12 protein-coding genes are annotated in these 12,040 nt (G+C 66.8%); 7 read left to right on the top strand and 5 right to left on the bottom strand.

What is annotated here, in order from left to right; translation table 11 throughout:
• Nucleotides 1-37: 37 nt before the first annotated feature.
• Nucleotides 38-703 carry a flagellar hook capping FlgD N-terminal domain-containing protein gene (locus JSE7799_RS05190; RefSeq protein WP_055662675.1) on the bottom strand — a complete coding sequence of 222 codons (666 nt, stop codon included), beginning with the start codon at nucleotides 701-703 and terminating at the stop codon, nucleotides 38-40.
• Nucleotides 704-713: 10 nt separating this feature from the next.
• On the bottom strand, nucleotides 714-2,213 hold the full coding sequence (gene fliK, locus JSE7799_RS20905) for a flagellar hook-length control protein FliK (RefSeq protein ID WP_186201843.1): 1,500 nt from the start codon (nucleotides 2,211-2,213) through the stop codon (nucleotides 714-716).
• A gap of 108 nt (nucleotides 2,214-2,321) precedes the next feature.
• On the opposite strand from fliK, the gene JSE7799_RS05180 reads away from it, so the two are divergent.
• Nucleotides 2,322-2,594: a hypothetical protein gene (locus tag JSE7799_RS05180; protein ID WP_055662673.1), complete on the top strand. Its 273-nt coding sequence runs from the start codon at nucleotides 2,322-2,324 to the stop codon at nucleotides 2,592-2,594.
• Here the strand turns inward: JSE7799_RS05180 and JSE7799_RS05175 are convergent.
• The gene (locus tag JSE7799_RS05175) at nucleotides 2,579-3,160 is read right to left on the bottom strand and encodes a transglycosylase SLT domain-containing protein (protein WP_055662690.1); all 582 of its coding nucleotides are present in this window, start codon (nucleotides 3,158-3,160) and stop codon (nucleotides 2,579-2,581) included. The two genes, JSE7799_RS05180 and JSE7799_RS05175, sit on opposite strands and share 16 nt — an antisense overlap.
• Nucleotides 3,161-3,423: 263 nt before the next feature.
• On the opposite strand from JSE7799_RS05175, the gene hspQ reads away from it, so the two are divergent.
• Nucleotides 3,424-3,750 (top strand): heat shock protein HspQ, encoded by a 327-nt coding sequence (gene hspQ / locus JSE7799_RS05170; RefSeq protein ID WP_055662672.1) that lies wholly within the window; start codon nucleotides 3,424-3,426, stop codon nucleotides 3,748-3,750.
• Between the two features lie 17 nt (nucleotides 3,751-3,767).
• Here the strand turns inward: hspQ and JSE7799_RS05165 are convergent, their stop codons facing one another.
• Nucleotides 3,768-4,775, bottom strand: coding sequence for an asparaginase (locus JSE7799_RS05165; RefSeq protein ID WP_055662671.1), 1,008 nt, complete (start codon nucleotides 4,773-4,775; stop codon nucleotides 3,768-3,770).
• A 161-nt stretch (nucleotides 4,776-4,936) separates the two neighbouring features.
• Between JSE7799_RS05165 and JSE7799_RS05160 the strand changes: the two genes are divergently transcribed.
• Together JSE7799_RS05160 and rlmN are read left to right on the top strand one after the other, a co-directional pair.
• Nucleotides 4,937-5,470: an invasion associated locus B family protein gene (locus JSE7799_RS05160; protein WP_055662670.1), complete on the top strand. Its 534-nt coding sequence runs from the start codon at nucleotides 4,937-4,939 to the stop codon at nucleotides 5,468-5,470.
• A 65-nt stretch (nucleotides 5,471-5,535) separates the two neighbouring features.
• Complete coding sequence (rlmN, locus tag JSE7799_RS05155; protein WP_055662669.1) at nucleotides 5,536-6,717, top strand: dual-specificity RNA methyltransferase RlmN; 1,182 nt, start codon at nucleotides 5,536-5,538, stop codon at nucleotides 6,715-6,717.
• A gap of 187 nt (nucleotides 6,718-6,904) precedes the next feature.
• Here rlmN and serB read toward each other — a convergent pair whose 3' ends face one another.
• Nucleotides 6,905-7,783 (bottom strand): phosphoserine phosphatase SerB, encoded by an 879-nt coding sequence (gene serB, locus JSE7799_RS05150; RefSeq protein ID WP_055662668.1) that lies wholly within the window; start codon nucleotides 7,781-7,783, stop codon nucleotides 6,905-6,907.
• 150 nt (nucleotides 7,784-7,933) lie between these two features.
• Between serB and JSE7799_RS05145 the strand changes: the two genes are divergently transcribed.
• The 3 genes from JSE7799_RS05145 to JSE7799_RS05135 all read left to right on the top strand — a co-directional run bounded on the left by JSE7799_RS05145 (nucleotide 7,934) and on the right by JSE7799_RS05135 (nucleotide 12,030).
• The gene (locus JSE7799_RS05145; RefSeq protein WP_055662667.1) at nucleotides 7,934-9,070 is read left to right on the top strand and encodes a phosphoserine transaminase; all 1,137 of its coding nucleotides are present in this window, start codon (nucleotides 7,934-7,936) and stop codon (nucleotides 9,068-9,070) included.
• Between the two features lie 73 nt (nucleotides 9,071-9,143).
• Entirely contained in the window at nucleotides 9,144-10,736 is a 1,593-nt protein-coding gene (gene serA / locus JSE7799_RS05140) for a phosphoglycerate dehydrogenase (protein ID WP_055662666.1), read from the top strand.
• Nucleotides 10,737-10,854: 118 nt separating this feature from the next.
• Nucleotides 10,855-12,030 carry an acetyl-CoA C-acyltransferase family protein gene (locus tag JSE7799_RS05135; protein WP_055662665.1) on the top strand — a complete coding sequence of 392 codons (1,176 nt, stop codon included), beginning with the start codon at nucleotides 10,855-10,857 and terminating at the stop codon, nucleotides 12,028-12,030.
• Nucleotides 12,031-12,040: the final 10 nt, after the last annotated feature.

Here is a 12,040-nt window from a genome sequence, read left to right as displayed (position 1 = left end):
GTCCGCAACGAATAGACCATGAACCCTGCCGACACCTTTACCCCGCGGGTCGGCGTACCGATTGCAGCTTCTCCATCGGCAGGCGCATATCCCCGCTGAGCAGGAGTTCCGTACCCGACTGCCCAAGGACCACCTCTTCGACGACGGCATAATGATCGACCGGCGTGGGTTCCAGCGCCCGCTCCCCGGACCAGCTTTCGGCGACAATCGTGTAGGCCCCGTTGGGAACCGTCGCGCCCTGTCCCGCAGGAGGCCACGCGACCGTTCCGGCGCGCGGATTGAACGGATGGCGCGCAATCTCCTTGCCGTCGCGGCCGGTCACCACAAGCTCCGCACGGTCGGCGCCCGGATGCAGCTGTGGGTGGAAAACGGTGCTGCCACCAAGATGGGCCACGGGACCGTTGTTGCGCACCTCCATCCCCACGAGATCGGAGGCCGCCGTAACCTGCTGCGCGTCCAGACGGCTGATCATGCGCTCCAGCAGATTGTTGGTCTGAACCGCCTGCTCGACGTTGGAGAAGGTCGCCAGCTGCGCCGTGTATTCGGTCGAGTCAGCTGGCTCGAGCGGATCCTGATTGCGGATCTGCGCTGTCAGAAGCTTGAGAAAGGTGTCGAAATCGGAGGAGACAACTGCGCCATCGGCGGCAGCCCGGGAAGCTGCGCTGGTGGAGGTTGTGCCGAAAGTCGGATTTAAGGCGTCCATTCTGGGTTCCTTAGAGGCTCAGGTCGAGATGACCGTTTTGTAAGGGCGTGGGGCGGGGGGCGTTTGTACTTGTCTCGGGATTTCCGGAGCTGGCATCGGCCGACTTCTCCGGGGTGTGGCCCGAGGGGGGGCGCTGCTGAGACGCGGAATCGCGATCGGCCCCCGACCAACCTTCGCCGCCACGCGCTTCGCGCCCGCCCGTCTGGATGTCAAACCCTTCGAGTTTCACCCCATCTGCGATCAGGGCACGATTGAGACCCTCAAGGTGCCGCCGCACGATTTCCAGTGACTCTGGTCGTTCGACCATGACCGAAAGCGTGAGTCCGCGCTCCCCGGTCTGAAGCGTCAGCTTCAGCTTGCCGAGATCTCCGGGCGACAACTCCATCTCCGTCGAGAGCGCGCCGTCGGCAGCGCGAGTGGTTGCCACGGCGGCCTCCGAAGACCGGATCAGGGCCTCGACCTGCGCGGCGGTCGCGGCGCGCAGATCGGGGAGGGGGACCGGCGCGGGCTGCAATGCGGGCGCGGGTTGGGAGGGAGGAGCCTCGACTGGTCCCATCGTCATCCGACCCATCTCCGCGGCAGACGCGGATGTTTCCGGCGCGACGGCAACTCCGTGCGGCTGAACCGGATGCGGCAGATCCTTTTGCAGGAGCGTCTGGACCTTGTCCGCATCGTCATTGCTCATCTCTGCCGGCAAAGCCGATGATCCGGCCTCAGAACTCGGCAGCGTGCCCGGATGGCGTGAACTGACCGCAAGTGCCGCCGCTGGCACAAAGATCTGCTCCGGACCGGCCTGCGGACCCGAAACGATTGCCGCCGGTCGGGCAAGACCGTCCCCGATCCCAAGGGCTTCGCCGGAGCCCTGACCGGCTTCGCTTTGCTTCTTTGTGCCTATCGCCGGCTTGTTCACGCCTGCCGCAGCAACCGCTGGCAAGCGAAGTTCGGAGCCGTTCGCGCTACGCACCTGTTCCCCGGTGACGGCGAACCGTGTGTCCTCTCCCGCAGCGAGGTTCGGCTCTTCACCAGCATCGACGGATCCTGCGCCTGTCGCAGCCTTCAGGTTCAGATCTGCTGCGGAAAAGACGGAATCGACCTCAGGTGTGGCAGGCTTCGCGGATGCGGAAGGTGCGGCGGATGCGGAAGGTGCGGCGGATGCAGAATGCGCGGCGGGCACAGATTCCAATCCGGAAAAATCGCCCGCCTCGGCCGCCATTCGCTCCGGATCGTCACCCGCAGTCGGAGACACCTTGGCAAGCGTATCACCCTCCAAGGCCATGAACAGATCCGCAATGGCATCTTCCGGCGCCTTCGAAATCGGCCCTTCGGGAAGCGGATCCTCGACGATCTCGACTTTGGGGGTGCCGACAGGCTTTGGCGCAGCCGCCGCCGCCGGGGCCACCAGAAGGGCGGCGAACCTTGCGGCACCGGTGATGTCTTGCCCCATCATCAATCCGGGGCTGCGGGCTCCGCCCGGTGTCGGGGAGAGGGCGAACGGAAAGTCGGGCGCCATGAAGCCTCCGGATGGAATCATCTCGTTACCTGTTCCTAGAGAGCAGGCATTACAGATTCCTTTACTCCGGTATGGTCTTCCTCCCTCGACCGAACGAGGGACCCACCAATGATCGAAGCTCCTACGACGTTCTCGAACGCGGTGCAGGCCGCGCCCCGCCAAGAGGATCCCCTGCGCGAACAGGCCATTCAGCTCGAGGCGTTCATGTTCGCGGAGTTGCTGCGCGTCTCCGATACCGGGATTTCATCGCCCGATGGCGGCGGCGACAGCCAGTTCGACAGTTTCCTGCGCCAGACCCAGGCCGAGGCCGTCGCCCGGAGCGGGCAGACCGGGCTGGCCGAATCGATTTACCAGGCGCTCATCCGTCAGGAGCAGCGCTGAAGCTGCACGCGGTAGGTCTCGGCTCGCGCCTCGATCTCGCCCGCGATCCGCACGAGCCACGGCTTGCCGTTATAGGTTCCGCGGCGAAACCCGGTCCGCCCGTCATGATAGGCAAGGTACTGGTTGCGCGCGTCCCATAGCGGGATACCGAGGCTGCGATACGTTCCGGACATGTACCAGCCCATGAAATCCGTGGCATCGCGGATATTGTCGCGCCGGGAGCGACGGCGGCCCGCCTGCTCCTGGTACTCCTTCCAGGTGCCGTCGAGCGCTTGGGAATAGCCGAACGCACTGCTTTGCCGACCGATCGGAATTACGCCGAGCGAGTAGCGCAGCGGCGTGCGGGCGTCGGAGATAAACTTCGATTCCTGATAGATCGTCGCCATCTGGACATGGACCGGCACACCCCACTTGCGTTCCGCCGCACGGAACGCGCGCAGGTAGCCCGGCCGCTGATCGAGAATGGAGCAGGCGTCGTTGAGGTTGCGCGGCGCCTGTCCGTCTCCGCCGCCCCCGCCGCATGCGACCAGAAGCAGCAGACAACCCATCTGCAGATATCGTTTCATGTTCACTGCCCGGTTCTTGCCGATTTTTTTCCACCTTAACCCATCCGGGGGCAGCCTGCCAATCACTCCTGCGCCTGTCCCCCGATCAAATGGCGGCCTTTTGCACCCGGAGGAAACCGGCCGGGTCCAGCGGCAAGATCGAAGCCGTGATCCGCCATACTGTCGAGGCTGAATTCACAATATGTTTCCTCTCATTTGGCGCCCGCCGGATTTACACCCGGTTCGGAGGCGGGGTAGGTATGCCCTTTGGCAGGGGGCAAAACATGCTGAAAAATTCCGCAAAATACGCGCTCGGCGAAGTCGTGCGTCACAAGAAGCACCCGTTTCGCGGCGTCATCTTCGATGTCGACGCCGTGTTTTCCAGTACCGACGAATGGTACGATTCGATCCCGCGCGACGCGCGTCCGCGCAAGGATCAGCCGTTCTATCACCTGCTCGCCGAAAACGACGAGAGCTACTACGTCGCCTACGTTTCGGAGCAGAATCTGGTGCCCGACCGCTCCGGTGAGCCCGTGACGCATCCCGATCTGGGCGACATGTTCGGCGCATTCGACGGGCGGGTCTATCCGCTGCACTTCGACCTGAACTGATCCTGCTCCCGCTCCCGTCAGGTCAGCATTACCTCGCGGCGTCCGGTGACGATGCCGCGACAGTTCCGGAACGGCCCCTCGGTCAGCCGCTGCGCCACCGGCGCGCCTGCGTCCAGAACCCCGAGCCGCACCAGTAGCTTGGCAATCACCGCTTCGGCCGCGCGGACGCCGCCATCGACGATCTTGACCGCCACGCCGCGCTCCAGTTCCGGAACGATAGCGACATAGACCGCTTCGGCGCCGGTCTTGACGGCAACCTGTCCGCCCATCGCCTCCATCAGATCGGTACAGGCCCGGCCCTCACCGGCGACCAGCAACGGCTCCGCCGCCATCGCCTCGCGCAGCCGGACCATCGCATCCGCCCGCACGCCGCCGCCCGTGCGCGCTGCGGCAAATCGGCCCATGGCCCCGGCCAGAGCATCCAGTCGCGTGCGGAAGTTTGGAGCCGAGCAGCCGTCAATGCCGAAGCCGGGGCTCTCCATCTCCGTCACCTCCTCGAAGGCGCGGCGCACGGCCAGCTGAACGGCGTGGTCGGGGTCGACATATTCCCGCCCCGCATTCAGATGCCGCGCCAGCATCAGGAACCCCGCGTGCTTGCCCGAGCAATTGTTGTGAAGCTGACAAGGGCCTTCGCCCGCCCGGATCAAATCCGCCTTCGCCGCGTCGGAATAGGGCATATGCGCCCCACAGCGCAGATCCGTCTCGCCCATCCCCAGCGCGTCGAGCCAGCGCCCAACCGCCTGCGTATGTTCCGCCGCGCCCTGATGCGAGGCGCAGGCTAGCGCGAGCTGCGCCTGCGTCAGCCGCGCGCCCGCGCCGGATTCCAGAAGCGGCAGCGCCTGCACCATCTTGCACGACGAGCGGGGATAGATCAGGACCGACGGATTGCCCCATGCCTCGACAACCTGGCCCGCCCCGTCGCAGATCGCCACATGGCCACGATGTACCGACTCCACCGCATCGCCACGGATCTCGGCGACCAGATCGACCGCACCGTCCGAGACGCCCGTGTCCCCATTGCCCATCTCATGCACTCCCTATGCGCGAAAAATCGCCACGCGGTCTTTCGGACCTGCCCATCGCTGCGCTATCATCTACAGGCAGTTTTTCACAACCTGACACGCCACGCAGACCAGCCCGGACCAACCGGGCGGCGCGGCGGTCCACGGAAGCGACAGAGGCAGACATGATTCCCAAGGCGTTCGGACCGCTCATCCTGGCCGCGACAATGGCGCTCGCACCTGTTTCTCCCGCCGCGGCGCAGGAGAGTGCGAACCGGGTCAATACCGAAACCGACTGGTCCGTCTTCATCGAGGACAACCCGACCCAGTGCTGGATCGTGACCGCGCCCAAGTCCATCCGCAACCTGCGCGACGGACGGGAGGTCTCGGCGCAACGCGGCGATATTCGCCTGTTCGTCAGCTACTGGCCCGGCTCCGACAAGCGCGGCGAGGTCTCGGCGACGGGCGGCTATCCCTATGCCAGCGGCTCCAGCGTCACGATCGAGATCGGGTCCGACAAGTTCGAATTGTTCACCGACGGAGAGCTGGCCTGGGCGGCCTCGCCCGACGATGACGCGCGCATCATCGCCGCCATGAAGCGGGGCGCCGAGGCCGTCGTGACCGGCGTCTCCGGGCGGGGCACCACGACCGAGGACACGTTCAGCCTTCTGGGCTTCACCGCCGCCGTCGAGGACGCAGAAACCCGCTGCACCGGCTGAGGCGGTTTGCACTCCGCGACGGGCGCCCCCATATGGGGCGCTTGTTGCCGCTTCAGGAGAGAGCCATGCGCGCGCCCGTCACGCCCGACATGCTGACCGTGCCCCGCCGAGAGGCGGAAAACGAGGGTGACCGTCGCAACATCGTCGGCCTGACCCGCGACGCGCTGCGCGAGGCGCTGATCGCCGTCGGCACGCCCGAGAAACAGGCGAAGATGCGCGTCAATCAGGTCTGGCAATGGGTCTACCATTGGGGCGTTCGCGATTTTGACGCGATGACGAACCTGTCGAAGGAGTTCCGCGCCACGCTCTCCCGGCACTTCACGATCGCCCTGCCGGAGGTCGTCACCCGCCAGGTTTCCGCAGACGGCACGCGCAAATACCTCCTCCGCATCGCCGGCGGTCACGAGGTCGAGACGGTCTACATCCCTGAGGAAGGCCGCGGCACGCTCTGCGTCTCGAGCCAGGTGGGCTGCACCCTGACCTGCTCCTTCTGCCATACCGGCACGCAGAAGCTGGTCCGCAACCTGACGGCGTCGGAGATCGTCGGGCAGGTGATGCTGGCGCGCGACGATCTGGGCGAATGGCCCGAAAAGGGCGCCGCGAACGATCCGACGGGGCGGCTTTTGTCCAACGTGGTCCTGATGGGCATGGGCGAGCCGCTCTACAATTTCGAGAACGTCCGCGACGCGATGCGGATCGTCATGGACGGCGAGGGCATCGCGCTCGGCCGCCGCCGCATCACGCTGTCCACCTCCGGCGTGGTGCCCGAGATCGCGCGCACCGCTGAGGAGATCGGCTGCCTGCTGGCCGTGTCCTTCCACGCCACGACCGACGACGTGCGCGACGTTCTGGTCCCGATCAACAAACGCTGGGACATCGCCACGCTTCTCGACGCGCTGCGCGAATATCCCAAGGCCACCAACAGCGAGCGGATCACATTCGAATACGTGATGCTCGACGGCGTGAACGATACCGACGCCGATGCCCACCGGTTGGTCGCGCTGCTCGAGGGGATCCCGGCCAAGGTGAACCTGATCCCGTTCAACGAATGGCCCGGCGCGCCCTACAAGCGGTCGTCAAACAACCGCATCCGCGCCTTCGCGACGATCCTGATGCAGGCGGGTTATGCCTCGCCGATCCGCACGCCGCGGGGCGAGGATATCATGGCCGCCTGCGGACAGCTCAAATCGGCGACGGAGCGCGCCCGAAAATCCCGCGCGCAGATCTCGGCCGAAGCGGGTCTCTGAAAAAATATGTCGCCGTTTCAGCCGGTTGCAGGAATTACCCATGGGTAATTCCCCGTCGCGTCATGTCTTCCGGCGCTTGGGAAGAAGCAAGTCGAGTAAGAATGTCAGCGGGTCGATTTCGGCCATTCCAACGCTCCGGCAGGGGGGGCCAGACCTGTAGCGCACCCGGATGGCGCCCGCGTGACGGTCACGGCTGCGCGAACGCGTCCCGCCGGTAGCCCTGAAGATGCAGGAGCGCCGTCAAATCGCCGTGATTGATCCGGCACCGCGCCTCGGCCTGCACTGCGGGCTTCGCATGCAGCGCGACGCCCAGCCCCGCCCGTGCGATCATGCCCAGATCGTTCGCCCCGTCGCCGACGGCCAGCGCATCCTCCTCCGCGATGCCCAGCTCCGCGCAAAGCTCCTCCAGCGCGGCGACCTTCGCCTCGCGCCCGAGGATCGGCTCACCCGGATGCCCCGTCAGGCGCCCGCCCTCGATCAGGAGCACGTTCGCTCGGTGCCGATCAAAGCCGAGCCGCACCGCCACGACCTCGGTAAACGCCGTGAAGCCGCCCGAGACCAGCGCCGCCATCGCCCCGTTCGCCCGCATCGTCGCCACCAGAACGTCGCCGCCAGGCATCATCGTGATCCGCTCGCGCAGGACCTTCTCGATCACGGCCGCCTCAAGCCCCGCCAGAAGCGCCACCCGCTCGCGCAGGGCACCTTCGAAATCAACCTCGCCGTTCATCGCGCGCGCGGTGATCGCCGCGACCCGCTCGCCCACGCCCGCCTCGGCGGCCAACTCGTCGATGCATTCCTGCCGGATCATCGTCGAATCCATATCCGCCAGCAGCAGCCGCTTGCGCCGTCCCTCCGACGCCACGACGTTCAGGTCGATGCCGTGCGCGTCCATCTCTGCCCGGGCATCCTCCAGCGTGTCGGGGACGGTCGCGACGTCGAATTCCGCCGCCACCCCGCGGTCGAGCCACCGGGCCTCGCCGCCGCCCCACGCATTGCGCATCGCCTCGACCAGAGGGGCTTCGATCACGGGGCGTTCGGGCGCGGCGGTGAGGACGCAGACGGGCATGATTGTTTCCCATAGTGGACGGCGCGGGCAGGCATCGCCGCTTTCGCTGCCCTTAGCGTCATAATTGCGCTTGTGCGACCCCCGCGCAGGCCGTAACGCCATCCGTGGGACACCCCTCCCCAACGAGGGGCGATTATCTGCAAGGATACCATGACCGATATTTCGATCCCGGCCGCGCGGCCGGCCAATCCGCGCTTTTCGTCCGGCCCCTGCGCCAAGCATCCGGGCTTCGATCTCTTCGAACTCTCCGATGCGCCTCTCGGCCGCAGCCACCGCGCAAGCGCCGGCAAGGCCAAGCTTAAGGCCGCGATCGACCGCACCCACGCGCTCCTCGGCCTGCCCGACGATTACCGCGTCGGCATCGTGCCCGCCTCCGATACCGGCGCCTACGAGATGGCGATGTGGACGATGCTGGGCGCGCGCCCGGTCACCATGCTCGCCTGGGAAAGCTTCGGCTCCGGCTGGGTCACCGACGCCGTCAAGCAGCTCAAACTCGACGCCGAGATCCGGACCGCCGATTACGGCGCGCTGCCCGACCTGCACGTCGATCCGTCGCACGACATCTGCTTCACCTGGAACGGCACGACCTCGGGCGTGCGCGTGCCGAATGCCGACTGGATCGCCGACGACCGCGAGGGGCTGACGCTGTGCGACGCGACCTCGGCCTGCTTCGCAATGGACCTGCCCTGGGACAAGCTCGATGTGACGAGCTTCTCCTGGCAGAAGGTCCTGGGCGGCGAGGGCGCGCATGGCGTCCTGATCCTGAGCCCCCGTGCGGTCGCGCGGCTCGAAAGCTACACACCCGCATGGCCGCTGCCGAAGATCTTCCGCCTGACCAAGGGCGGCAAGCTGATTGAGGGGATCTTCGAGGGCGCGACGATCAACACGCCGTCCATGCTCTGCGTCGAGGATTACCTCAAGGCGCTCGACTGGGCCGAGGGTCTGGGCCTTGCCGGCCTGATCGACCGGGCCGACCGCTCCGCGCGCCACGTCTGGGACTTCTGCGAGACGCGCGACTGGATCGACAACCTCGCCGACGATCCCGCCACCCGCTCGACCACCTCGGTCTGCCTGAAGTTCACCGATGCGCCCGCGGGTCTCGCCAAGCGCGTGGCCAAGCGGCTGGAGGCGGAGGATGTCGCGTTCGACGTCGCCTCCTACCGCGACGCGCCCGAGGGCCTGCGCATCTGGTGCGGCTCGACGGTGGAGCCCGACGACGTGGCCGCGCTGATGCCCTGGATCGAATGGGCCTACCACGCCGAGCGTGCCGCGACGCAGGCCGCCTGAGACGCGTCCGCACCTGCTCCGGAATGTGAATACCCCGCGCGGGTTCCCCCAATACGTACAAAAGGAGCCTCAGATGGCCCCCAAGGTTCTCGTCTCCGACAAGCTGTCGGAAACCGCCGTCCAGATCTTCCGCGATCGCGGCATCGACGTCACGTTCGACCCCACTCTCGGCAAGGACAAGGACAAGCTCCTGTCCGTCATCGGCGAATATGACGGGCTCGCCATCCGTTCGGCCACCAAGGTCACCGAAAAGCTGCTGGAGGCGGCGCCCAACCTCAAGGTCGTGGGCCGCGCCGGCATAGGCACCGACAACGTCGACAAGGAAGCGGCGTCGCGTCGCGGCGTGATCGTGATGAACACGCCCTACGGCAACATGATCACCACCGCCGAGCACGCCATCGCCCTGATGTTCGCCGTCGCGCGCCAGATCCCGGAGGCCAACGCCTCGACCCATGCCGGCAAGTGGGAGAAGTCCCGCTTCATGGGCGTCGAGTTGACCGGCAAGACTCTGGGCGTGATCGGCGCGGGCAATATCGGCGGCATCGTCTGCCAGAAGGCCGTGGGTCTGGGGATGAAGGTCGCAGCCTACGACCCGTTCCTCAGCGAGGAGCGCGCCACCAAGCTGGGCGTCGAGAAGGTCGAGCTCGATGCGCTTCTGGCGCGCGCCGATGTCATCACGCTGCACGTGCCGCTGACCGACCAGACGCGCAACATCCTGTCGGCCGAGAACCTCGCCCGGACGAAGAAGGGCGTGCGCATCGTGAACTGCGCGCGCGGCGGTCTCGTGGACGAGGCCGCGCTGGCCGAGGCGCTGAAATCCGGCCATGTCGCCGGCGCCGCCTTCGACGTCTTCGCCGAGGAGCCGGCGACGGCCTCGCCGCTATTCGGCCTGCCCAACGTCGTCGTCACCCCTCATCTGGGCGCCGCCACCACAGAAGCGCAGGAAAACGTCGCCCTGCAGGTGGCCGAGCAGATGTCGGATTACCTGCTGACCGGCGCCGTGACCAACGCCCTCAACATGCCGTCGGTCACCGCCGAGGAGGCCAAGCTGATGGGCCCCTGGGTCAAGGTGGCCGAGCATCTGGGCGCCTTCGTGGGCCAGATGACCGACGAGCCGCTCAAGTCGATCGAGATCGTCTATAACGGCTCCGTCGCCGCGATGAACCTCGAGGCCCTGAACTGTTCGGCCATCGCGGGGGTGATGAAGGCCACAAATCCGGACGTGAACATGGTCTCGGCGCCCGTCGTCGCGCGCGAGCGGGGCGTGGAGATCTCCACCACTCGGCAGGACAAGTCCGGCGTCTTCGACGGCTATATCAAGCTGGTCGTCAAGACGGCGCAGCGCGAACGCTCCGTCGCGGGCACGGTCTTTTCCGACGGCAAGCCGCGCTTCATCCAGATCAAGGGCATCAACATCGACGCAGAGGTGGGGGCCCACATGCTCTATACCACCAACCACGACGAGCCGGGGATCATCGGCACGTTGGGCCAGACGCTGGGCGAGAACGGGGTGAACATCGCAAACTTCACGCTGGGCCGCTCGGACCGGGGGCGGGATGCGATCGCGCTGCTCTATCTCGACGAGCAGCCGGCCGTGACCGTCCTCGACAAGCTCCGGACCACGGGCCTGTTCAAGAACGTCGCGCCGCTGCGCTTCAACGTCTGAAGCGGGACGCGGCGTCTCTCTTTCGGCGCCCGCGTCTCTGCTTCACAAATACCTCGGGGGTCCGGGGGCTGGCCCCCCGGCTTCGTCCGATCCGCCCCCCCAGACCCCGGAGGCCAAAATGCCAGACATCGTCATTCTCTCCGCCGCCCGTACCGCCATCGGCACCTTCGGCGGCAGTCTCGCCGGAACGCCGCCGATCGACCTGGCCAGCACCGTCGCCCGTGCGGCGATCACGCGGGCCGGCATCGAACCGGCGCAGGTCGAGACGACGGTCTTCGGTCACGTGATCAACACCGAACCGCGCGACATGTACCTCTCGCGCGTTGCCGCCATGCAGGCCGGTGTGCCGGAAACGGCGCCCGCGATGAACGTCAACCGGCTTTGCGGCTCGGGCCTTCAGGCGGTGATCTCGGGCGCGCAGGCGCTGATGATGGGCGATGCCGGCATCGCGCTGGTCGGCGGGGCGGAATGCATGTCGCGGTCGCCCCACATCCTGCCCGATGCGCGCTGGGGCGCGAAGATGGGCGATGTCCGGGCGCTCGACATGATGCTCGGCGCGCTGACCTGCCCGTTCGGGACGGGCCATATGGGCGTCACGGCCGAGAATGTCGCCGCCGAGCACACCATCGCGCGCGAGGATCAGGACGCCTTTGCGCTGATGTCGCAGGAGCGGGCGGCCGCGGCCATTTCCGCGGGGCACTTCACCGACCAGATCGTGCCGGTCTCCGTGCGCCGCAAGCGCGAGGAAGTGGCGTTCGATACCGACGAGCATCCCAAGGCCACGACGGCGGAGGCGCTGGCCAACCTGCGGCCGGTATTCCAGAAGGACGGCTCCGTCACGGCGGGCAACGCCTCGGGGATCAACGACGGTGCGGCGGCGCTGGTTCTCGCGCGTGCGGAGACGGCCGAGGCGGCGGGGCTTGCGCCGCGCGCCCGGATCATCGGCTACGCACATGCCGGCGTCCGTCCCGAGGTGATGGGGCTGGGGCCGGTCCCGGCCGTCCGTCTGCTCCTGGAGCGGACCGGCCTGTCGGTGGAGGATTTCGACGTGATCGAATCGAACGAAGCCTTTGCCGCCCAAGCCCTCGCCGTGACGCGCGATCTGGGCCTCGACCCGGCGCGGGTGAATCCCAATGGCGGGGCCATCGCATTGGGCCATCCGGTCGGTGCGACGGGCGCGATCCTTCTCGTCAAGGCACTCCATGAGCTGGAGCGGACGGGCGGGCGCCGCGCGCTCGCCACGATGTGCATCGGCGGCGGTCAGGGCATCGCGCTCGCCATCGAGCGGATCTGAGGCGGCCACC

Origin of the sequence: Jannaschia seosinensis, from assembly GCF_001408515.1 — a bacterium.
Taxonomy (GTDB): domain Bacteria; phylum Pseudomonadota; class Alphaproteobacteria; order Rhodobacterales; family Rhodobacteraceae; genus Jannaschia; species Jannaschia seosinensis.
Note: the sequence above shows the minus strand (reverse complement) of the source record. Positions and strands in the feature narration are given on the sequence as shown.